Raw genomic sequence first — 21,169 nt, 5'->3', positions numbered from 1 at the left:
TTGCTGTTGGAACAACCGCCGAACCACCAAGACGAGACGAACCATGAAGATTGTGAACAGCCTGAAGTCGCTCAAGGGTCGCCACCGGGACAACCGCGTGATCCGTCGTCGCGGCCGCACTTACGTGATCAACAAAACCAACCGTCGCTTCAAGGCTCGCCAGGGCTGATTCGTCTTGCCCGTCCCCGCTGTAACGGCGGGGTATGAGGCAGGCGGTCATCGCGACGACATTGGACCCCCGCCACAGGCGGGGGTCTTGTCATGTCCGGAGCATGCGTGAAAATGCAGAGTGAAGTGCCTGTAGAGGCTGTCGTCTTCGATGTCGGCCGCGTGCTCGTGCAATGGGACATGCGCGGCGCGCTGTTCGCCAAGCTGATCGACGATCCCGAAAAGCTCGACTGGTTTTGCGCCAATGTCGTCTCCGAAGAATGGCATTTCGCGCATGATGCCGGGGCCGATCTCGGCGAGCTGGTCGCCGCCCGCAAGGCCGAGTTTCCCGGGCATGACGCGTTGATCGACGCCTACGCCACGCGCTTCCTCGAAACGATTCCCGGCAATGTGCCCGGCAGTCACGAAATCGTGCGCGAATTGGCCGCGCGCGATGTGCCGCTCTATGCCATTACCAATTTCGCCAGCACCTTCTGGCGCGAGTATCGCGAGAGCGAACCGCTGTTCGACCTGTTCGGCGATGTCGTCGTTTCCGGCGACGAGAAGCTGGTGAAGCCGCACCGCGAAATCTACGATCTCGCTGCCCGCCGCTTCGGTCACGATCCGCGTGCGATGCTGTTCATCGACGACAATGCCGACAATATCGCCGGCGCCGCCGCGCTCGGCTGGCAGGTGCATCATTTTCGCGATGCCGAAACCCTGCGTGCCGATCTGACGGCACGTGGGCTGCTGGGGTGAAATTGCCGGACGCCCCGCCAGGGCGACCGAATAGTTCTCCGTAGGCGATCTTAAGGTAAAAATTTTTCTTCGCAGTTGCAGCGTAACTGCTTGGCAAGTGCGAATCCTTGTTGCATCACTTGGTCAACAGGGAGTCACAATGTCGGCTGCGGGCAAAACGAACTTCGATGAAATGCTCAATGCGGACGGGTCTGTAAGACCCGCCTATGCCGATCTCAGCCAGTGGTACGATTCGCAGGACAAGGCCTGGTTCAACCGCCAGCAGGTAGAGGCCGAACGCTTCTTCCGCCGCATCGGCATCACCTTCAACGTCTATGGTGACGAGGCGGCCGAGGAACGGCTGATCCCGTTCGACCTGATCCCCCGCATCATCACCGCGCGGGAATGGCGCAAGCTGACGCGCGGCATCGAACAGCGGGTGCGTGCGCTCAACGCCTTTCTGCAGGACCTCTACCACCGGCAGGAAATCGTCCGCTCCGGCCGGCTGCCGATGGAGGCGCTGCGCGACAATGTGGCGTTCCTGCCGCAGATGATCGGCATGACCCCGCCCGGCGGCGTCTATACCCACATCGTCGGCATCGACCTCGTCCGCACCGGGCCCGAAGAGTTCATGGTGCTGGAGGACAATGCCCGCACCCCGTCCGGCGTCTCCTACATGCTGGAGAACCGCGAGACGATGATGGCGATGTTCCCGGAATTGTTCACCAAGGTTCCGGTGCGTCCCGTCTCCGACTATCCGCGCCGGCTGGCCCGCAGCTTGCGCGCCTGCGCGCCGCCTGCCTTCAAGGGATCGGGCCGGCCGACCGTGGCGGTGCTGACCCCCGGTATCTACAATTCGGCCTATTTCGAACATGCCTTCCTGGCCGATCAGATGGGCGCCGAACTGGTGGAGGGCAGCGACCTTCGGGTGGTCGACGGCCGCGTCGCCATGCGCACCACCACCGGCTACAAGGCGATCGACGTGATCTACCGCCGGGTGGACGATGAATACCTCGATCCGCTGACCTTCCATCCCGATTCGGTGCTGGGCGTCGCCGGGATCATGGATGTCTACCGGTCCGGCGGCATCACCATCGCCAATGCGCCGGGCACCGGTATCGCCGACGACAAGGCGATCTACAGCTACATGCCGGAGATCGTGGAGTTCTACACGGGCGAGAAACCGATCCTGCCCAATGTGCCGACCTGGCGCTGTTCGGAGCCGAAGGCGCTGGCCTACGTGCTGGACAATCTGGCGGAGCTGGTCGTCAAGGAAGTGCACGGCTCCGGCGGCTACGGCATGCTGATCGGGCCGACCTCCTCGAAGAAGGAACTGGCCGCGTTCGAGGCCAAGCTGCGGGCCAAGCCGCATAACTACATCGCGCAGCCCACGCTGTCGCTTTCCACCGTGCCGATCTTCACCAAGGCCGGCCTCTCGCCGCGCCATGTGGACCTGCGGCCCTATGTCTTGGTCTCTCCCGACGGGATCGACATCACGCCGGGCGGGCTCACCCGCGTGGCGCTGAAAAAGGGCTCGCTGGTGGTCAATTCGTCGCAGGGCGGCGGCACCAAGGATACCTGGGTACTGGACGAATAATGCTCGGACGTGCTGCCAACGGCGTTTACTGGATGAGCCGCTACCTTGAGCGGGCGGAGAATACCGCGCGGCTGATCGACGTGGGTTTCCACCTCGCCCTCACGCGCAGCGACAAGCACGCGCAGGAAGAGGAGTGGAAGTCCGTCCTTACCACCACGGGGCAAGTGGACGATTATGCCGCGCGCCATTCGGACTTCGGCGGGCCCCAAGTGTTCAACTATCTGCTGCGAGAGAAGGACAATCCCGCCTCCGTCCTGCGCATGATCGAGAATGCGCGGACGAACGCGCGCATGGTCCGCACCAGCCTGACCAACTCGGTATGGGAAGCCACCAACGAAGGGTGGATGATCCTGTCCGAACTGCTTTCCCGCCCGGTGCGCGAATCGAATCTGGGCGAAGTGCTCACCGCGATCCGCCGGCAGGGGACTTTGGTTCGCGGCGCGCTGGAAGGCACGATGCTGCGCAACGAGGTGTTCAACTTCGCGCGCATCGGCACCTTCATCGAACGGGCGGACAGCACCGCGCGCATTCTGGACGTGAAGTATTACGTGCTCTTGCCCTCGGTGGCGTGGGTTGGCTCCAGTCTCGACAACGTCCAGTGGGATACGCTGCTGCGCTCGGTGGCGGGCAACCGCGCCTATTCGTGGCTCAATGCCGGCGCCATGGACCCGCGCGGCATCGCCCGCTTCCTGATCCTGGACGGCCAGTTCCCGCGCAGTCTGGTGTTCTGCTATGAAAAGCTGCGTAGCAATCTGGCCGGGCTCGCCAAGGAATATGGCGAGGAAACCTCCGCGCACGAACTGATGCGCGAAACGAGCGCGGCGCTGAATCAGACCACGATCGAACATATCTTCGAGACCGGCCTGCACGAATTCCTGCAGGACTTCGTCGGCAAGACCAACCGCCTCGGCAATGCCATCGCCGCCGATTACCGTTTCATCGAGTAGAAAGGGACTATCTCCCCGTGCTGCTGACCGTGACTCACACCACTCGCTACACTTTCGACGCGCCGGTCACGCATGGTCTCCAGCGGTTGAAACTCCGGCCGAAGAGCACGCACGGCCAGGACGTGATCGACTGGACGATGGATCTGACCGGCGCCAGCGCAGAGGCGGAATACGACGATCATCACCACAGCCATACCGCGCTCGTTTCGATCGAGCCGGGGGCGGACATCGTGGTCGTGGCGTGCCGGGGCACCGTGCGCACCATCGACAACAGCGGCATCACCGGCAACCACACCGGGCTGATGCCGCTCTGGACGTTCCTGCGCCCCACGCGCCTGACCAAGGCCGGAGCCCGTGTGCGGGCGCTGGTCGAGGATGTGGATGCCGACCGGCGCGATCCGCTGGAGTTTCTTCACGCCCTGTCGCGCAAGGTGGCAGATCGGATCGAGTACCGACCCGGTGCCACCGATGCGAAGACCACGGCGGAAGAGGCCTTGGCGGCGGGCAAGGGCGTGTGCCAGGACCATGCCCATACGTTCATTTCGGCCGGGCGCCTGCTCGATATCCCGATGCGCTATATCGGCGGCTACCTGAAGATGAACGACCGGGAGGAGCAGGAAGCCGGCCACGGCTGGGCAGAGGCGCACGTGCCCGGCCTCGGCTGGGTGGGATTCGACGTGTCCAACGGCATGTCGCCGGACGAACGGTATATTCGCGTGGCCAGCGGTTGCGATTATAGTGAGGCCGCACCTGTAACCGGAATCGCTGCGGGAGGTGGGGATAGCCGCCTTGAAGTGCGTTTGTCGGTGGGAGAGAAAGTGCTAGGTCAACAGCAACAGCAGCAGTCCTCCACCGGGCAGCAGCAAAGCGGCTAAGGCTTGGTTGAAAATTCGCGCTACGCGAATTTTGCGGCACCGGCCCGCTCCCCCACCCGACCGCCCTTAGGGTACTATCGTCGGGTGGCCGGGTGGGGGAGAGGGCCGGCGCCGCGACGAAAATGCCCTTTTTTGGGCATTTTTCGAACAGAGACTAGGGCGCTCCCCGCCAAGGACAGGACGTGCGGGGAAGCGTATTGATCGGGGCGTAGAATTCCATGACCTATTGCGTGGGCATGATGCTGGACCGCGGGCTCGTGTTGATGAGCGACACCCGCACCAATTCCGGGGTCGACAACATTTCGACCTTCCGGAAGATGTACCATTGGCAGATCCCCGGCGAACGCGTGATCTCGGTGATGACGGCGGGGAACCTAGCCACGACGCAGGCGGTTATCAGCCAGCTTGAGGAACGCAACAAGGCCCCGGCGGAGCGGCACAATTCGCTGCTGGAAGCCCCCACGATGTTCCAGGTGGCCACCATCGTCGGCAATCTGCTGCAGGACGTGATCGAGGAACGCGCGGCCGACAACGGCCAGACGGCGGCATCCGGCACTTTCAGCGCGACGATGATCGTGGCCGGCCAGATCAAGGGCATGGAACCGCGCCTGTTCCTGATCTACCCCGAAGGCAACTTCATCGAAGCCAGCTTCGACACGCCGTTCTTCCAGATCGGGGAGACCAAGTACGGCCGCCCGATCCTGATTCGCGGCTACGACCGCGACATGAGTTTCGAGGCGGCGATCAAGCTGCTGTGCGTGTCGTTCGATTCGACCGTGAAGGCCAACCTTTCGGTCGGCATGCCGCTGGATCTGCTGGTGCTGGAAACGGACAACTTCACACCGCTGCACCAACGGCGGATCGAAGGGAACGATCCCTATTACCAGTCGATCTCGGCCAGTTGGGGTGAGGCGCTGCGGCAGGCATTGGACGGCCTGCCGGACTACTCTTTGAACAAGGGTAAAGGCGGTAAGTTGAAAGACGCGGCCGCCTGACGGCGGCCGGCCTTTTCAACCTGCCGTTCCCGATCAATCCACCACGAACGTGGTCGTGGCGATCCGGTGCAGGACGGCGACTTTGCCAAGGCTGGTTTCGGCGCCGGCTTCGTCCTTGTGCGAAGCTGAAAGGATGTAACGCCCCTTCTCACGCGAGGGCAGGGTGAAGCCGCCTTGGGCATCGGTCTTGAACGACTTCGACCATTTTTCCGGCGTGATCACCGTAACCGCCGCATCGGCCATGGGCTTGCCGTCGCGTGTCAGCACGAAACGGTCGCTGCCCGCCGCGACGGGGGCAATCTCGAAAGGCATCACCGCACGGGCATCGCTGCGGCCGGCGCGGGCGAAGTAGGCAACGCCTTCCTTCTTGCCGTCCTCTCCCCAAGGCGCGAACACCGTGTCGTCATGCGCGCGCACGTCACCCGGCGGAACCGCGACTTCGATGTAGCCCGCCTTGCGGACTTGCGCGGCATTGGAGGCGGGCACCAGCTTTGGTGCCTTCAGATGGTCGAATTCGGGATCGCCGCCGGCGGGCAGCGGCTCTGCCGGTTCGCCGAGATAGATGCGCGCCGGCCCGGCGCCGTCGCGTTCGATCCACACTTCATGCGCCTGTACCGCCGGTGCGACGACAGCCGCTAGAACCGGGGCAAGAACCAGGGCGGGCAGGTAGCGTGCGATCATAATCGTTCCCCCAAAACAGCGAATGCGTTCCGGATTGAGTAATGCGACTGATTATTGATTGCAATAGTGGTGCCCGTCGCTCCGGATGGGGATGCATCCCGCCAAGAGGCGGACGGTCAGGCCGTAGCCCGCGCCAGTCGTTCGGCCAAAGCCGCGAAGTCGGCTTCGTTGGCCTGCCAGGTCTTGGCGAACAGGCCGCCTTCGCCGAACAGCGCGCGCGGGGTGCCGTCCTTGCCCTCTTCGCGCCAGATGTCGGCAAGGCGACCGGCCATCGGGTCGTCCACCGGGCCCCACTTGGCGGCATTGTCGCCGCGCACGTGGCGCAGCCATGCGGCCAGCGCGGTCAGGATCGCCGGGCACTGCTTGCCTTTTGCCTGATTGGCGGCGAGCGTTTCCAGCCAGCGCTGCGGGATCTTCTGGCTGCCGTCCATCGCGATCTGGATCAGCCGGTGCTGGAGCGCGGGATTGGCGAAGCGGGCCAGCAGCGCGTCGGCATAGGCCTGCAGATCTTGTGCCGGCGCGGCCTTGATGGTCGGCTGGGCTTCCTCATGCATCAGCCGCTCGATCAGCGGGCGGATCGCCGGATCGCCCACCGCCTGATGGACGAAGGCGTGCCCGTGTTCGAGGCCGAGGTAGGCCAGCGCCGAATGCGCGCCGTTGAGCATGCGCAGCTTCGCCGCCTCATAAGGCGCGACATCGCTGACCAGTTCGGCGCCGACCTTTTCCCACTGCGGGCGGGGGCCGGCGAACTTGTCCTCGATCACCCATTGGCTGAACGGTTCGGTCATCACCGCGCCGTCGTCGTCCAGTCGGGCGAGCGTTGCCACCATCTTGCGATCGGCGGCGGTGGTGGCGGGCACGATGCGGTCGATCATCGCGCAGGGGAACGTGCATTCCGCTGCCACCCATGCGCCCAGATCGGCATCCTTGAGCGCGAGGTATTCGCCCATCAGCCGCTCAAGCTGGCGGCCGTTGAGCGCAAGATTGTCGCACGAAAGCAGCGTCAGGCCGGGCAGGCCCTGCTCGCGGCGGCGGCGCAAGCCGGCTTCGAGGAAGGCGTAGATGCTGCCGTGATGCGCCAGGAACGGGTCGAGCGATCCGTCGGCCGCGCGGCAATAGCCCTTTTCGGTGACGGTGAAGGTCACGATCCGGGTTTCCGGTGCGGCGATGGCAGCGATCACCGCCTCCGAATCCTCGCTGGCGACGATCACGCGCTGGACCGATCCGACCACGCGCATGCGGTTGCGCTCCGCCGAACATTCGGTGAGCGTGTAGAGCCCGTCCTGCGGATTGAGCTGGCGCGCGACATTGGCCGAACGCAGCGAAACGCCGATGATGCCCCAATCGCGGTCGCCCTTGGCCATCGCTCGGTCGGTATACCAGGCCTGATGCGCGCGGTGGAACGCGCCGATGCCGAAATGGACGATGCCCGCCGCCTGCGCGGCGCGGTCATAGCCCGGACGGGCGACGGATTCGGGCAGACGGGACAGCGTTTCGCTGGAGAGTCTCACAGACGATAGGCCTTCTTGACGAGATTGTAGGTCAGGTCACGCGCCAGTTCGGCGGCTTCCCAATCCTCGATACGATGCTCCATTACGAGTTCGGCAAGGAACCCGCAATCGATCCTGCGCGCGACATCGTGGCGGGCGGGGATCGACAGGAACGCGCGGGTATCGTCGTTGAAGCCCACGGTATTGTAAAAACCGGCGGTTTCCGTGGTCATGCGGCGGAAGCGGCGCATGCCTTCCGGGCTGTCATGGAACCACCATGCCGGGCCCAGCTTCAGGCAGGGATAGTGCCCGGCCAGCGGCGCCAGTTCGCGGGCATAAGTGCTCTCATCCAGCGTGAAGAGGATCACCGAGAGGCCGGGCTCGTTGCCGTACTTGTCCAGCAGCGGCTTCAGATTGGCGACGTATTCGGTGCGCGAGGGGATGTCTGCGCCCTTGTCGCGCCCGAAGCGTTCGAACACGCGGGCGTTGTGGTTGCGGAATGCGCCCGGATGGATCTGCATGACCAGCCCGTCGTCCAGGCTCATGCCCGCCATTTCGGTGAGCATCTGCGCGCGGAACAGTTCGGCGTCTTCGCCCGTGAAGGCGCGCTTGCTCACCTTGTCGAACAGCGCTTCCGCTTCGGCGGGCGAGAGGTCGGCGGTCTTGGGTGTCGGGTGGCCGTGGTCGGTGGAGGTCGCGCCCATTTCCGCGAAGAAGCGGCGGCGCTGGCGGTGCGCGGCGAGGTAGCCGTTCCAGGTGAGGCAATCCTCCCCGGTGATCTCGGAGAACTTTGCAAGGTTGTCGCGGAAGCCCTCGAACTCCGGATCGACCACCGGATCGGGGCGATAGGCAGTGATCACCTTGCCCTGCCAGCCTCCCGGACGCGCGTTCTCCGCGCGGATCGCGGCGTGGTATTCCAGCGTGTCGAGCGGGCTTTCGGTCGTCGCGATCGCCTCTATGCCATAGCGGTCGAACAGTGCGCGCGGGCGGAAATCGTTCGTCGCCAGCTTGTCGGTGATCGTGTCGAAGTAGAGGTCGCTGGTCTCGGCGCCGAGTTGCACGCTGATCCCGAACGCCTCGGCGAAGACCCAGTCCAGCCACATGCGCGAGGGCGTGCCGCGGAACAGGAAGTAGTTTTCCGCAAACAGCCGCCACGCCGCGCGCGGATCGGCATTGCGGTTGCGCACGCCGAGGTCCTCCATCGCGATCCCTTGCGAATAGAGCATGCGGAACACGTAGTGGTCCGGCACCAGCAGCAGATCGGTGGCGTTGCCGAAGGTCTCGTTGCCGGCGAACCAGCGCGGATCGGTGTGGCCGTGCGGGCTGACGATCGGCAGGTCCGCGACGCGGGCGTAGAGTTCGCGCGCCAGCTTGCGCGTGGCGGGATCGGCGGGGAGCAGACGATCGGGATGAAGCTCAAGGGGGCGAATGGGCATCAGTCTTCCAGAGCGGTGAAACGGAAATCGCGGAAAATGGCTTCGCCTTCACCCGCAGCATATAGGCCGGGACGCAGCATGAGGAACCCCCCACGAACATTGTGGTGGTATCCGGAGACCTCCATGCCGCGATCAAATCGCTTCCACGTTTTCCCGCCATCGCCGGAGGTATGGTACGAAACGATGTGGCGGCGGTTGGTCACGCGCATCTTCATGCGGCGGCCGAGCGGGTTGGCGGGGCGGCCGCGTTCCATGCCGTATTGGTGGGTGACGAAGCGGGTCTGGTCGAAGCCCAGCCCGGCGTAGAGCTTGTCGTCATAGAACAGCACGAGGCCAGCGGTGCCGCCAGGCGGAATCTCGATATCGCATTCGAACTGATAGCTGGTGTCGCCGGCGATCAGCAGCAGCGGGGAGCCGCTCGACGGGGCGAGGCCCTTGCCCTTGAGATGCAGCGCGCCGCGTTCGACCCGCACGCGGCTGGCCTCGTCGGGCGCGGGGCGGAAGAAGGACCACTTGGAGCCCATCGCCAGCGGTTTCGCAAAATCGTCCGACAGCGGCATGCCATGGGGCAGGGGCGTGGCGACTTTGGGCACCGGCAGCGGCCCCGACAGGTCGCCGCCGGTCATGCGGAACCAGCCGTCGTCGGTCCACTCGATGGTATCGAGCAGGCATTGGCGGCCGAGCGTCCAGAAGCCGTTCTCGAACCCGTGGTAGAGCGTGTACCAGCGCTTGTCCGGCCCCTCGACCAGCGAGGCGTGGCCGCGCGACCACCAGGCTTCGGACTGGTTCTCGGTACGGACCAGCGGATTGCCGGGGTGCTGTTCCCACGGACCGTGGATCGATCGGGCGCGGGCGGCGATCACCATGTGGCCGGTCGGCGGGCCGGCCGTGCCGCCGACGGCGGTGAGCATGTAGAACCAGCCCCCGTGGCGGTGGATCTTGGGGCCTTCGGGGGAGAACCCCTCGACATCCCAGTCCTCCGGATAGTGCCACGGATCGTAGACATGCTCCACCTTGCCGGCCAGCGAGAGGCCGTCTTCGGAGAGGCGCACGCGGTCTCCGCCTGACAGGAACAGCCAGCGCGATCCGTCTTCACCCACGGCGTGGCAGGGGTCGATATGATCGTGCAGGCCCAGCGGCTTCGGATCGCTCCACGGGCCGTCGATGTGATCGGCCCAGATCACGTAGATCTCGTTGGGCTCCGCCTTGACCGGGATGTAGAGGAAATAGCGCCCCTTGTGCTTTTCCAGGCTCACCGCCCAGACCGAGCCGATATTGCGGGTGAGCGCGGGCTTCCGCGGCTGCCAGTTCACCAGATCGCGGCTGTGCCAGATGGTGAGGCCGGGATAGGAATCGAAGCTGGAGAAGGTGAGGTAATAGTCCTCCCCATCCTTGAGGATCGCCGGGTCGGGCCGGTCTCCGGAAAGCACGGGATTGAGCATCGTTCCGTTTCCGAGATCGGCAATGCGCTGATTGTCGAACCCGCGCCGCCATCGGACGGGAGCCGGGGCGGGCGGGGGAGGAGGCCCTCCCGCCCCGGGCTCCCTTGCGGCGGCGGCTTCCCCCTGAAGCCCGCCTGCTGCAAGACCTGCGCCACCGATCAGGGCGGCCTTCAATGCTTCGCGTCTGTCCATGCTCATCTCGTCAGTCAGAGAATGTTATCCGAACCCCTTGGTCCGCGCCCAGGCGCGCCAGAGTTCCGGCCATGCCTCCACCGGCTTGCCGATGGCGCGGCGCAGGCCAAAGCCGTGGCCGCCGTGTTCGAAGAAATGCGCCTCCACCGGAATGCCGCGCGCCTTCAATGCGGCGCGCAGGCGCACGGTGTTTTCCACCGGCACGGCGTCGTCATCCTCGGCATGGAGCAGCCAGTGCGGCGGGGCGTCGGCAGGCACGGTGCGCTCGGGCGAATGGGTCGCTTCCAGCGCGGAGGTAGGGTTGGGGCCCAGCAGCAGATCGCGCGATCCGGCGTGGGCGATCGCGGGGTCCATGGAAACCACCGGATAGATCGGCGCGGCGCAGAAAGGCTTGGCGGAAAGACGGTCCGCCGCGTCCACCGGCGCATAGACCTCAGCGGCGAAGCGGGTGGAAAGGCTGGCGCAGACATGGCCGCCGGCGGAAAAGCCCATGGCGGCCACGCGCTCGGGATCGATCGCGAAGTCCCGAGCGCGGTGGCGGATCAGGCGCATGGCGCGCTGCGCATCGATCAGCGGGGTATCGGGTCCGCTGGCCCAGCCTTCGCCGGGCAGCCGGTAGAACAGCACGAAGGCGGCGAAGCCGCGCGCGGTCAGCCAGCGCGCCATCTCGTAGCCTTCCTTGTCGACCACCACCCACTTGTAGCCGCCGCCGGGCGTCAGCAGCACCGCCGCGCCATTGGGGCGGTCGGGCCGGAACACCGCCATGCGCGGGCGGGTAATACCGTAGACGGCGCGGTCGGTGACGAGTTCGTCGCTAGAGCGTTCGTCGACCGTTTCGGCAAGGGTTTTCGCGGGCAGGCCCGGTGCGCCCTTGGGCCAGAGGTCGATGGTCTCGCTGGGTTGGGGCAGGCCGGGGGCACGGGGCTTGTTTGTTGCCACCGGCGGCGCGGTTTGCGCGGCGGCTTCCCCCGCGAGCAGGCCGGAAACGAGAGAGGCCGCCATGAACGATCGACGGTCGAAGGTCATGACGGCACTCTCCAGTCTTATTTCATGTATTAATTTAAGTCAGGTATTTAGGGCCATCCGGCCAGCGTGCGGGATCAGTACTTGACCCGCGCGCCGAACAGGATGGTGCGCCCGAAGTGGTTGTTCTCGTAGTTACGTTCCGCATCGACGTCGTTCCAGCGGTAGCGGTATTCGTCGGTCAGGTTGTTGCCGTCGATCGAGAGTTCCAGCCAGTCCGTCGCCTGATAGCGGATCGCGGCATCGACGCTGGTGTAGGAGCCATAGCCTTCGAACACGTTGCCGGTGGCACTGCCCTGATCGACGAAGGGCCCGCGATAGCTGACCGATCCGCGAATACTGAACTTGCCGTCGTCATAGTACAGCGTGGCGTTCCAGGCCCGCTTCGAAACGCCGTAGAGCGTCGAATGATAGATCGCCGAAACGCCGGCCAGCGTGCAGGCACCCGAGCTGTTGCGCGTGCAGGCGGAAACCGCCGGGCCGGTCTGCTGATAGTCGGCATCGCTCTTGATGAAAGTGGCGTTGCCCTGGAAGCCGGTGTGGCTGAGGATGCCCGGCAGGAAGGTGAAGGGCATCTGCAGCGCCACTTCCACGCCCTTCAACGTCGCACCCGCGCCGTTCACCTGCGAAGACACCACGTATTCCTGATTGGGATCGTAGTTGATGTAGGCCGGCGAACTGGGCGTCAGCACCGACTTGTCGAGGCCGAGCTGCGGCAGCGTGGCGGTGTAAGTGCCGGAAACCGGGAAGCTTTCGATCTTCTTGATGAAGCCCGCCACCGAGAGCAGCGCGCCGGGTGCGAAATACCATTCGACCGAGGCGTCGAAGTTGGTGGCGCGATAGGGATCGAGGAACGGGTTGCCGTAAGTGACCTTGTAGTTGAACCCGTCTACCGAACCGCCGGGGTTCAGGTTGCCTAGCGAAGGCCGGGTGATGACCTTGGCCACGGCGCCGCGCACGATCACGTCATGCGTGGGATAGAAGGCCAGGTTCATCGACGGCAGCCAGTCGTCGTAGGTCCGCTTCACGGTTGCCGCGACGCCGGCGGTGTAGCCGGTCGACTGCTGGTTGGTGTGGGCATAGCGCATGCCCGCGTTGCCGGCGAATTCCAGGCCGAAGATATCGCCCTTCACGTCGAACTGCAGGTACCCGCCCGAGGTGGTTTCCTGCACGCGGCGGTTGCTGCCGAGGTCTTCCACCGCCGCACGTTGGTAGAGATTGGTGTAGTCGGCGGCGTTGTTGATGTTCGCCACCAGCCAGGAGTCGGTCGTGCCGCTCGGCTGGCCCGCATCGCCCAGATTGACCAGCTGCGAGATGTCGGAGGTTACCGGCAACCCGTAGACACTGGCCGAGCAGGTGGTGGTGCCCAGGATCAGGTCGGGCTTGCCATTGCCGTTGCAGGCCACGGTGTCGCGCGTCCACAGCTGGGTGCGGAAGTTGTACCGCCGCCAGACCGCGCCGGCCTTTACGGTGAAGCCTTCGGCAACATCCCATTCGCTGCGCAGCTGGCCGGTCTTGAACTGGTTCTTCACATAGGAAGGACGGTCGCGGATTTCAGCAAGCTGGAAGGTGGCGGGGTTGGTCACGTCGATGCCGTAGCTGAGCACCGGCGATTTCATGTCCGAATAGTCGAAGTTGAAGCCGTTCGCGCCCTTGGCGTCATAGGCGAAGGTGGTTTCGACCGGGATCTTGGCGTTGGATTGAGAGATGCCGCCCAGCGCGGTGACGCGGAAGCTATCGGTCACGTCCTGATCCAGCGTGGCGCCGATCTGGTAGAATTCGGTGTCCGACTTGCGCAGGTAGCTTTCGGTGCGGACATAGGCGTTGTTGTACGTGCCGCTGACCATGTTGCCATTGTCGTCATAGGTCGGGTCGACGACGTTGAAGCTGCGTTCGTTCGAACGGGCCAGCACTTCCAGCCACTGTTCGGCGCGCTTTTCCTTGAAGCGCGAATAGAGCCCGTCGATCGAAAGCTTGGTGCGGTCGGTCGGTTCGAACTGGATCGATCCGGTCAGGCCCAGACGCTCACGATCGTGCTCGACCTTGCCATAGCGGGGGATGCGCGCGTGGAACGAGAGCGAGGCTTCGTCGCAGGCGGCCGAGGGGCGGTAATAGCCGCCGGAATTGACCGGATTGCCGCCGGTGGCGCCGGGAACCGAATAGAAGCAGGGCGTGCCGTCCACCGAGTTGAAATAGGCCTGCGCCCAGCGCACGGTGTTGTTGCCGGTTTCCAGTGTATCGGTGTGCGAATAGGCGGCCGAAAGGTTTACGCCCAAGGTGCCGGCATCGTTCTTCCACGAAAGCAGGCCGGCGATGCGCGGGCCGACGTTCTTCGACAGATCGTTGTACGAACCCTGCACGTTCAGCACGGCGGAAAGGCCGGTCTTGCCCGCCAGCGGATTGCCGGTGTTGAGATCGACGACGGCGCCCAGCGATCCTTCGTCCAGGCTGGCTTCGGCGGTCTTGTGCACGACCAGGCTGCTGAACAGTTCGGATGCGAAGACGTTGAAATCGAACGAACGATCGCGGTTGGCGCTGGCGCCGTCGGAACTGGTGGCGATGGTCTCAAGGCCGTTCACGCGAACGCGGGTGAACTGGGCGCCAAGGCCGCGCACGGTGATCGAGCGGCCTTCGCCGCCGTCACGCTGGATCGAGATGCCGGGGATGCGCTGCAGCGATTCGGCCAGGTTCTGGTCGGGGAACTTGGCCATGTCTTCGGCGACGACGGCATCGACGGCGGAAACCGAATCGCGCTTCACGCTCAGCGCGGCTTCCAGCGACTTGCGATAGCCGGTGACGATGATGGCTTCGGTCGGCGTGTCTTCGGCGCCGACAGTGGGTGCCGGGTTGGCAGCCTGCGGTGCGGCGTCCTGCGCGAAGGCAGCTTGCGGCAACGCCAGCGCGGCGCCGGCGGTCCCCAACGTCAGGGCAATCTTGAACAGCGAAATCCTCGAAACATGCGAATGCATGATCACTCCCCCTCGCGGCCTTGTCGGCCTTTCTATGATACCGGTGTCATGAGGAGTCGCGGGATAACCGCGCACCCTTTCATCCGGCATTCTGCTCCCTGCGCCTCACAGCGCACGCTCATGCACCGTTCGGTGCATTTCGGCGAGCCCGCATTCGCCCTTATGGACAATCTGCGGTCAGCACCCAGTTCTTTCTTGCCGGTCTTGGTAACCGGTGTCATGAACTATGAGCGCAGGGACCCCACCCTGTCAAGAACCAGTGCAAACGGGAGATGCACAGTGAAGAAATCGACGGCGTTCAGCCGCTTGCTCCTCGCCTCCATGCTGGCTTTGGCCGCCCCTCACACCGCTTTCGCGCAGGCCAAGGATCCGACCACGGGCGGCGACGGCGGGCGAATCATCCGCGTCACCACGCTGGCGAAGGACGGCCCCGGATCGCTGAAGGCCGCGATCGATGCGAAGGGCAAGCGGACGGTCGTGTTCGAAGTGGGCGGGGTGATCGACCTTGGCCGCAGCGTGCTTGAAATAGACGAGCCGAATCTGACGATTGCGGGCCAGACCGCGCCCTCGCCGGGCATCACCATCATTCGCGGCGGCATCGATCTGAAGGGGCATGACGTCAAGATCAGCCACATCCGCGTGATGACCGGCGTGGACGGCCAGCCGCACCTTTCCGGCTGGGAAGCGGACGCCTTCTCCACGGTCGGCGCGCACAATGTGGTGATCGAACACTGCTCGTTCTTCTGGGCGATCGACGAAAACATGTCGACCTCCGGCCCGCGCTTCAACGGCAAGGACGTGAAGGAATGGCGCGCCAACACCAGCCATGACGTGCTGTTCCGCGAGAACCTTGCCGCAGAGGGCCTTGCCAATGCCAGCCACCCGAAGGGCGAGCATTCCAAGGGCTCGCTGGTGCATGACAACACCACCGGCATCGTCTTCTACCGCAACGTCTGGGCGCACAATCTGGAGCGCTCGCCGCTGGTGAAGGGCGGGGCACAGGTGCTGATGATCAACAACATGATCTACGACCCCGGCCACCGCGCGGTGCACTACAACCTGATGAACCTCGAATGGACCGGCCACCCTTACGTCACCGGGGAGATCACCGCCGTCGGCAACGTGATGCGCGCGGGCAATTCCACCGCGACGGGCCTGCCGTTCCTGACCTTGGGTGGCGACGGCGACCTTGCCTGGTTCTCCAAGGATAACATCAACGTCGACCGTTGGGGCAACCCCGCGCCGATGTTCGGCCGCTACGGCGTGACCAAGGCCAAGGTGATCGAAGCGCCGCAGCCGCTCGCCAGCCTTGACGGCTACAAGATTACTCCCGCCGCCGATCTGGAAACCGATCTGCTGCAAACCGTCGGCGCCCGTCCGTGGGACCGTTCGGCGGACGAGATCCGCGTGCTGTTCTTCGTGGCCGAAGGACGCGGCGAGGTGATCGACGATGAGAAGGTGGTGGGCGGCTATCCCCACCTCGCCGAAACCCGCGCGCCTTTCGTGGAGAAGGACTGGAACCTCACGACGATGACGCCGAAGTCGGGTCATTATCCAGGGGACCATACGGGGGCGCAAGAAAAGCTCTCTAACCGCGATCAGGCGATGAGGCAGTGATAGCGGCACTGCTGCTGATGGCCGCATCTGCGCCGCCAATGGCCGTGATCGACGAGAAGGACACCGTGCGCGAGGAAGCCCCTCCGCACGGATCCATCGGCATGAGCACCGCCTACCGCATCTCCGACGCCGTCCCGGCGCCGCGCGCGATGGAATTCCGCCGCCGCATTCTCCACAAGGGCGCGGCGATCGGCGAACATCCCATCGCGCACGACGAGGTCTACTACGTGCTCTCGGGCGAGGGCGAGGTGGTGTCGGACGGCAAGCGGGCCACGCTTAAGCCGGGGATGACGGCCTATCTCTACAACGGCGCGGTCGTGGGGATCTGGCAGAAGGGGGAGGCGCCGCTGTCGTTGATCGTGGCTTATCCCAATCCGCCCAAGGTTGAAGAGAAGAAGTAAGGGGGCGCTCTGCGTCGCCGTCTTCCTCTCAATTTTAACACCTCGTCATCCCCGCGTAGGCGGGGATCCCGCTTCCTTGAACGGTGCGTCTGATCGCGACGTCGCAATGAAAAACGGGGCCCCCGCCTACGCGGGGGCGACGAGGTGTGTGGGGAAATCGTGGGTTGGGAACGAGCCCGGTCAGGTCCCCGGCTGCACGTAAGGCGCGGTGGCCCACAGTTCCCGCTGCCACCCACGCGGATCGTTCTCGACGCGAACCCTGTCCCCGAACACCATCGTCGCACGCTGAGGAACCGTATAGGCCGCCCAGTCCGCAACTCCCGGACGCCCGGTTTTCGCCAGACCGGTGAACGCCCCCATCATCGCCTTGCTCAGCCCCTGCGCACCCGCGTCGACACCCGAAAAACTGCCTTTCGCATCAAGCGTGCCGAATACGTAAGGAATGTCGTCCGTATGCGCCGCACCGCGCAGCGGATCGACGGGGGAGGGGCGCTCAAGCTGATAGACCCAGGTCGCCGCTGCGCCTGCCTTGGCACGTTCGTCCGCCTCGATAACCTGCCCCGGCCATGATCGGCCGGCAGTGGTCGCTGCGTAATAGACTTGCTCCACCGTCCAGCCCGGCTCGCGGGCGCGGTACTGGTCGATCACCCATTGCGGGTCGAGATCGATCTTCACTTCGCGGCCCATGCGCGCGGCCACGTTGCTCCAGTCGAGGCCTTTCAGCTTGGCCCCGCGCGGATCGAGGAAGGCGCGGGTCTCGTCGTGAACATTGCCCAGGATCATCGGCACCGCCAGCGACTGCGGCGCGGCATCGGGCCAGAACGGGTGGCGCGGCAGGTTGGTCATGTCCAGCACCGGGCCGAAGTAGACCGGGCCGCTGCCCATCACCGGATCGGTGGTGTCGAGCGCGGCGGTCAGGCGCTCCACCGGCATCGTGCGCAGCCCCTCGACATCGCCGGGCGCGAGTTTCAGCGCTGCCATCAGCGCCTGCGTGCGCGCCCATGCGTGCATCGGGCCGCTGGCCTGCACTTGCTGCCCGCTCATCGTCGCGGCGGAGTGAAACAGGCCATTGGCAGCGGGCATGGCCATCAGCGTGGCGATCTTGGCGCCGCCGCCGGACTGGCCGAACACCATGACCCGCGCCGGATCGCCGCCGAAAGCCGCGATATGCGCGCGCACCCATTGCAGCGCGAGGATCAGGTCGAGCTGGCCGAGGTTGCCGCTGTCCGCGTACTTGGCGCCGAAAGGCTTCAGCCAGGCATAGCCCAGTGCATTGAGCCGGTGGTTGACGGTGACGACCACCACATCACCCTCGGCCGCGAGCTTGGCGCCGTGGGTGAGCGGATCGGTGACCGAGCCGGTGGTGTAGGCGCCGCCGTGGAAATAAACCATGACCGCGCGCTTGGCGGCCGGGTTCGCCTCGGGCGTCCAGACGTTGAGCAACAGACAGTCTTCGGACTGCGGCTGGTCATCCATTCCGCGCTGTGGGCAGATCGGGCCAAAGCGTAGGGCTTCCAGCGGCTGTCCGTCGAATGGTTCGGCCACGGCGCGCGCGAAGCGCGCCGCGCGGCCGTAGCGGATGCCGCTGAACCGGCAGATGCCGTTTTCGACCACGCCGCGATAGCGCCCCGCCACCGCCATCTGAGGCGGCGTTGCTCGCAGCGGCGCAGCACCGGCGGCGAGCACGACAGCCCCGCCCGCCAGCACGGCGCGCCGTGTGGTGCTAGCGCCTGACGTCGCCTCCTGAAGCGGAAAAGGCATCGAGTTCTCCCGGTCCGATCAGGCACATGTCTCCGGGCAATGAGTGCTTCAGCACCGTGTAGGCCAGCCCGGCCTGTGCCATTTTCTGAATATCCCCCCCATTTCGCCAACCATTCAGCCAGCCGTGCAGCACGCCCGCCGCGAAGGCGTCTCCGGTGCCGATGCGGTCGACGATCTGCGTCACTTCCACTTCGTCGGTCTGGTATCCGCCCTCGCGCGCGTCGATCCGCGCGGCGATGCGGTGGTGCGCCGCGTTGACCACATGGCGCGCGGTGGAGGCGATGATCTGCAGGCCGGGGAAGGCAGCAAAGGCCGCCTCGGCAGCCTCTCGCCGGCGGTCCTCGCCATCGCCGGAGAAAGTCTTGCCCAGCAGCAGCGAGATGTCGCGGTGGTTGCCGATCATCACCGTGGCGGCGGAGACCAGTTCGGTCAGCACTTCGCGCGGATTGCTGTCCCAGCTTTCCCAGAGCAGCGCGCGGTAATTGCCGTCGAAGCAGATCGGTACGCCGGCTTCCAGCGCCGCGCGCACCGCCGCCTTGGCAAGCGCGACGCCGCCGGGCCCGAGCGCCGGGGTAATGCCGGAAAGGTGCAGCAGCCGTGCGCCATCGAGCGAGGCGGCAAAGTCGAAGTCCTGCGGCGCGCTTGTCGCAAAGGTGCTGCCGGCGCGGTCGTAGGTGATCGCGGAAGGGCGCAGGCCGGCGCCGCTTTCGAGGAAGTAGAGCCCCATGCGGCCCGACCCACTACCGACGTGATGTGTGTCCACGCCTGCCGCCGCCAATGCCGAACGGGCCTTGTCGCCCAGCGGACTGGCGGGCAGGCGCGTGACCAGGCGCACGCCGTGGCCCAGCGAAGCAAGGCCGGAGGCGACATTGGCCTCAGCCCCGCCCACCACCATGTCCAGCGTATCGCACTGAACCATCAGGCGGTGGGAAGGGGTGGCGAAGCGCAGCAGCACTTCGCCGAAACAGGTTACATGTCCGGTGGTCATAAGGCTCGTTTTCAGCGTGCCAGCCAGCCGCCGTCAACCGCCAGCACATGGCCGGTGACGTAGTCGGAAGCGGGCGAGGCCAGGAACACGGCGGCCCCGGCGATATCCTTGGGATCGCCCCAGCGGCCGGTCGGGATGCGCTCCAGAATCTGGCGGTTGCGCGTCTCGTCCCCCTGCAGGGCTGCCGTGTTGTTGGTGGAGATGTAGCCCGGGGCGATGGCGTTCACCTGCACGCCCTTGGCGGCAAGTTCGTTGGCCATGGCCTTGGTCACGCCGCCGACGCCCGACTTCGCCGCCGCATAGCTGGGCACGCGAATGCCGCCCTGGAAGGTGAGCAGCGAGGCGATGTTGACGATCTTTCCCGTTCCGCGCTCCACCATGCCCTTCGCCGCCGCCTGGCTGAGGAAGAACAGGGTCTTGAGGTTGGTGTCCATCACCGCGTCCCAGTCCTCTTCGGAGAACTGGAGCAGGTCGTCACGGCGGATGATCCCGGCATTGTTGACCAGAATGTCCACTTTGCCGAGCCCGGCCACCGCCTCGTCGATCACCCGGCCGACGGGCTCGATCGAGGAGAGGTCGGCCTTGATGCTCACGGCCTTGCGCCCGGTCGCCGCGATCAGGGCAAGCGTTTCGGTCGGTTCGCTGCGGCCCGCAAGGGCCAGGTCGGCGCCCGCCTCTGCAAGCGCCACGGCAATGGCCTGCCCGATCCCGGTATTCGCGCCGGTCACCAGCGCGGCCTTGCCTTCGAGGCTGAAGGAAATCGCCATAAATCCAAATCTCTCGTTGCTGGGTTCTTCGCGCGCGGCGAAGGAAAGGGGACTACTGAAGCTGGCAGATATCCAGCACGTTCATGTCCGTGTAGTCGAGGTTCTCCCCGCCCATGGCCCAGATGAACGCATACTTCTTGGTGCCCGAACCCATGTGGATCGACCACGGCGGGCTGATCACCGCTTCCTCGTTGGCGATCACGATGTGACGCATCTGATCGGGCTCGCCCATGTAATGGAACACGCGGTCGTTCTCTTCGGGCAGGTCGAAGTAGAGGTAGATCTCGCTGCGGCGGTCATGAAGGTGCGGGGGCATGGTGTTCCACACCGAACCTTCTTCCAGCACTGTGAGGCCCAGCAGCAACTGCGCGCTCTCGCAGACGCCGGGGATGACCAACTGGTAGATCGTGCGCTGGTTCGAATTGGCCAGATCGCCGCGCGCCAGCGGGTTCGCATCGGCCAGAGTGATCAGCTTGATCGGGCAGGCCTTATGCGCGGGGACCGAGGCGATGTAGAACCGCGCGGTCTCACCCTCGAAGATCACCTCGTCCGAACCCATCGGTACGTAGAGGCATTCCTTGTTGCCCACCTCGAAACGCTGGCCGTCGACCGTGATCGCGCCGGGGCCGCCGATATTGGTGATGCCGGCTTCGCGGCGTTCGAGGAAGGGCTTGCCCTCCGCGCTCTTCGGTTCGGTCTGCGCGGGCAGCTTCAGCGGGCCTTGCGAGGGCACCGCGCCGCCGATCACGAAGCGTTCATTGTGCGAGTAGTTGAGGTTCACCCTGCCGTCCTCGAACATGCCGCCGACGAGGTAGCGATCGCGCAATTCCTCGTTGGACACGCACTCCATCATGTCGGGATGGGTGGCGTGATAGGTCTTGCAGAACACGGGGCCTCTCCTTTTGGAATTAAGTTCCGTATGGTGGGACGCTATTGCGCTTCAGGTCAAGTCTTATCCGGGTTTGGTAACCGGTGTCAACGCGGGAAATCTGTCCGGAAAATGTGCCGGGATGCATTTTTGGCGTCAGAGTCCGTTTGAAATTCGCGAAATGCGAATTTTGCGGCACCGGCCCTCTCCCGTTCCGAAGAACACGAAAAGGTCC

General features: G+C 64.9%; 18 protein-coding genes. 8 read left to right on the top strand and 10 right to left on the bottom strand.

Features of this window, described 5'->3' with window-relative positions:
* Nucleotides 1–43: 43 nt before the first annotated feature.
* From ykgO to ACZ1JV_RS24310, 6 genes are all read left to right on the top strand, one after another.
* The gene (gene ykgO, locus ACZ1JV_RS24335) at nucleotides 44–169 is read left to right on the top strand and encodes a type B 50S ribosomal protein L36 (protein WP_029724010.1); all 126 of its coding nucleotides are present in this window, start codon (nucleotides 44–46) and stop codon (nucleotides 167–169) included.
* 113 nt (nucleotides 170–282) lie between these two features.
* Nucleotides 283–906 carry an HAD family hydrolase gene (locus tag ACZ1JV_RS24330; RefSeq protein WP_465152644.1) on the top strand — a complete coding sequence of 208 codons (624 nt, stop codon included), beginning with the start codon at nucleotides 283–285 and terminating at the stop codon, nucleotides 904–906.
* 139 nt (nucleotides 907–1,045) lie between these two features.
* A complete protein-coding gene (locus ACZ1JV_RS24325; protein ID WP_465150885.1) occupies nucleotides 1,046–2,482 on the top strand; it encodes a circularly permuted type 2 ATP-grasp protein in 1,437 nt (478 codons plus the stop codon).
* Nucleotides 2,482–3,429 (top strand): alpha-E domain-containing protein, encoded by a 948-nt coding sequence (locus ACZ1JV_RS24320; RefSeq protein ID WP_465137245.1) that lies wholly within the window; start codon nucleotides 2,482–2,484, stop codon nucleotides 3,427–3,429. Before ACZ1JV_RS24325 ends, ACZ1JV_RS24320 begins: the two co-directional genes overlap by 1 nt.
* A 17-nt stretch (nucleotides 3,430–3,446) precedes the next feature.
* Entirely contained in the window at nucleotides 3,447–4,304 is an 858-nt protein-coding gene (locus ACZ1JV_RS24315; RefSeq protein ID WP_465150884.1) for a transglutaminase family protein, read from the top strand.
* Between the two features lie 218 nt (nucleotides 4,305–4,522).
* Entirely contained in the window at nucleotides 4,523–5,299 is a 777-nt protein-coding gene (locus ACZ1JV_RS24310) for a proteasome-type protease (protein WP_465150883.1), read from the top strand.
* Nucleotides 5,300–5,332: 33 nt separating this feature from the next.
* Here the strand turns inward: ACZ1JV_RS24310 and ACZ1JV_RS24305 are convergent, their stop codons facing one another.
* From ACZ1JV_RS24305 to ACZ1JV_RS24280, 6 genes are all read right to left on the bottom strand, one after another.
* Nucleotides 5,333–5,980 carry a DUF4198 domain-containing protein gene (locus ACZ1JV_RS24305; RefSeq protein WP_465150882.1) on the bottom strand — a complete coding sequence of 216 codons (648 nt, stop codon included), beginning with the start codon at nucleotides 5,978–5,980 and terminating at the stop codon, nucleotides 5,333–5,335.
* A gap of 116 nt (nucleotides 5,981–6,096) precedes the next feature.
* Nucleotides 6,097–7,491 (bottom strand): mannitol dehydrogenase family protein, encoded by a 1,395-nt coding sequence (locus ACZ1JV_RS24300; RefSeq protein ID WP_465150881.1) that lies wholly within the window; start codon nucleotides 7,489–7,491, stop codon nucleotides 6,097–6,099.
* Nucleotides 7,488–8,906 carry a glucuronate isomerase gene (gene uxaC / locus ACZ1JV_RS24295; RefSeq protein ID WP_465150880.1) on the bottom strand — a complete coding sequence of 473 codons (1,419 nt, stop codon included), beginning with the start codon at nucleotides 8,904–8,906 and terminating at the stop codon, nucleotides 7,488–7,490. Before uxaC ends, ACZ1JV_RS24300 begins: the two co-directional genes overlap by 4 nt.
* Nucleotides 8,906–10,546 (bottom strand): family 43 glycosylhydrolase, encoded by a 1,641-nt coding sequence (locus tag ACZ1JV_RS24290; RefSeq protein WP_465150879.1) that lies wholly within the window; start codon nucleotides 10,544–10,546, stop codon nucleotides 8,906–8,908. Before ACZ1JV_RS24290 ends, uxaC begins: the two co-directional genes overlap by 1 nt.
* Nucleotides 10,547–10,564: 18 nt before the next feature.
* Nucleotides 10,565–11,566, bottom strand: coding sequence for an alpha/beta hydrolase (locus ACZ1JV_RS24285; RefSeq protein ID WP_465150878.1), 1,002 nt, complete (start codon nucleotides 11,564–11,566; stop codon nucleotides 10,565–10,567).
* A 74-nt stretch (nucleotides 11,567–11,640) separates the two neighbouring features.
* Nucleotides 11,641–14,532: a TonB-dependent receptor gene (locus ACZ1JV_RS24280; protein WP_465150877.1), complete on the bottom strand. Its 2,892-nt coding sequence runs from the start codon at nucleotides 14,530–14,532 to the stop codon at nucleotides 11,641–11,643.
* Between the two features lie 321 nt (nucleotides 14,533–14,853).
* On the opposite strand from ACZ1JV_RS24280, the gene ACZ1JV_RS24275 reads away from it, so the two are divergent.
* Both ACZ1JV_RS24275 and ACZ1JV_RS24270 read left to right on the top strand, forming a co-directional pair.
* The gene (locus tag ACZ1JV_RS24275; RefSeq protein WP_465152643.1) at nucleotides 14,854–16,149 is read left to right on the top strand and encodes a pectate lyase family protein; all 1,296 of its coding nucleotides are present in this window, start codon (nucleotides 14,854–14,856) and stop codon (nucleotides 16,147–16,149) included.
* A complete protein-coding gene (locus ACZ1JV_RS24270; protein ID WP_465150876.1) occupies nucleotides 16,146–16,550 on the top strand; it encodes a cupin domain-containing protein in 405 nt (134 codons plus the stop codon). The genes ACZ1JV_RS24275 and ACZ1JV_RS24270 overlap by 4 nt, the downstream gene beginning before the upstream one ends.
* A gap of 180 nt (nucleotides 16,551–16,730) precedes the next feature.
* Here ACZ1JV_RS24270 and ACZ1JV_RS24265 read toward each other — a convergent pair whose 3' ends face one another.
* The 4 genes from ACZ1JV_RS24265 to kduI are packed head-to-tail and all read right to left on the bottom strand — an operon-like array spanning nucleotide 16,731 to nucleotide 20,955.
* Nucleotides 16,731–18,311 carry a carboxylesterase/lipase family protein gene (locus ACZ1JV_RS24265; RefSeq protein WP_465150875.1) on the bottom strand — a complete coding sequence of 527 codons (1,581 nt, stop codon included), beginning with the start codon at nucleotides 18,309–18,311 and terminating at the stop codon, nucleotides 16,731–16,733.
* Complete coding sequence (locus tag ACZ1JV_RS24260; protein WP_465150874.1) at nucleotides 18,274–19,299, bottom strand: sugar kinase; 1,026 nt, start codon at nucleotides 19,297–19,299, stop codon at nucleotides 18,274–18,276. Before ACZ1JV_RS24260 ends, ACZ1JV_RS24265 begins: the two co-directional genes overlap by 38 nt.
* Before the next feature lie 11 nt (nucleotides 19,300–19,310).
* Nucleotides 19,311–20,066, bottom strand: a complete 756-nt coding sequence (kduD, locus tag ACZ1JV_RS24255; RefSeq protein ID WP_465150873.1) for a 2-dehydro-3-deoxy-D-gluconate 5-dehydrogenase KduD — start codon at nucleotides 20,064–20,066, stop codon at nucleotides 19,311–19,313.
* A gap of 52 nt (nucleotides 20,067–20,118) precedes the next feature.
* On the bottom strand, nucleotides 20,119–20,955 hold the full coding sequence (gene kduI, locus ACZ1JV_RS24250) for a 5-dehydro-4-deoxy-D-glucuronate isomerase (RefSeq protein WP_465150872.1): 837 nt from the start codon (nucleotides 20,953–20,955) through the stop codon (nucleotides 20,119–20,121).
* Nucleotides 20,956–21,169: the final 214 nt, after the last annotated feature.

The sequence above is a fragment of the Novosphingobium sp. BL-S-19 genome, assembly GCF_055521675.1.
This window is presented reverse-complemented; position numbering and strand designations above follow the sequence as displayed.

Coding starts and splice junctions, on each gene's coding strand:
- ykgO (WP_029724010.1), top strand. CDS start 44: ATGAAGATTGTGAACAGCCTGAAGTCGCTCAAGGGTCGCCACCGGGAC.
- ACZ1JV_RS24325 (WP_465150885.1), top strand. CDS start 1,046: ATGTCGGCTGCGGGCAAAACGAACTTCGATGAAATGCTCAATGCGGAC.
- ACZ1JV_RS24275 (WP_465152643.1), top strand. CDS start 14,854: ATGCTGGCTTTGGCCGCCCCTCACACCGCTTTCGCGCAGGCCAAGGAT.
- ACZ1JV_RS24330 (WP_465152644.1), top strand. CDS start 283: ATGCAGAGTGAAGTGCCTGTAGAGGCTGTCGTCTTCGATGTCGGCCGC.
- ACZ1JV_RS24280 (WP_465150877.1), bottom strand. CDS start 14,532: ATGCATTCGCATGTTTCGAGGATTTCGCTGTTCAAGATTGCCCTGACG.
- ACZ1JV_RS24310 (WP_465150883.1), top strand. CDS start 4,523: ATGACCTATTGCGTGGGCATGATGCTGGACCGCGGGCTCGTGTTGATG.
- ACZ1JV_RS24320 (WP_465137245.1), top strand. CDS start 2,482: ATGCTCGGACGTGCTGCCAACGGCGTTTACTGGATGAGCCGCTACCTT.
- ACZ1JV_RS24305 (WP_465150882.1), bottom strand. CDS start 5,980: ATGATCGCACGCTACCTGCCCGCCCTGGTTCTTGCCCCGGTTCTAGCG.
- ACZ1JV_RS24285 (WP_465150878.1), bottom strand. CDS start 11,566: ATGACCTTCGACCGTCGATCGTTCATGGCGGCCTCTCTCGTTTCCGGC.
- ACZ1JV_RS24265 (WP_465150875.1), bottom strand. CDS start 18,311: ATGCCTTTTCCGCTTCAGGAGGCGACGTCAGGCGCTAGCACCACACGG.
- ACZ1JV_RS24260 (WP_465150874.1), bottom strand. CDS start 19,299: ATGACCACCGGACATGTAACCTGTTTCGGCGAAGTGCTGCTGCGCTTC.
- kduD (WP_465150873.1), bottom strand. CDS start 20,066: ATGGCGATTTCCTTCAGCCTCGAAGGCAAGGCCGCGCTGGTGACCGGC.
- ACZ1JV_RS24290 (WP_465150879.1), bottom strand. CDS start 10,546: ATGAGCATGGACAGACGCGAAGCATTGAAGGCCGCCCTGATCGGTGGC.
- uxaC (WP_465150880.1), bottom strand. CDS start 8,906: ATGCCCATTCGCCCCCTTGAGCTTCATCCCGATCGTCTGCTCCCCGCC.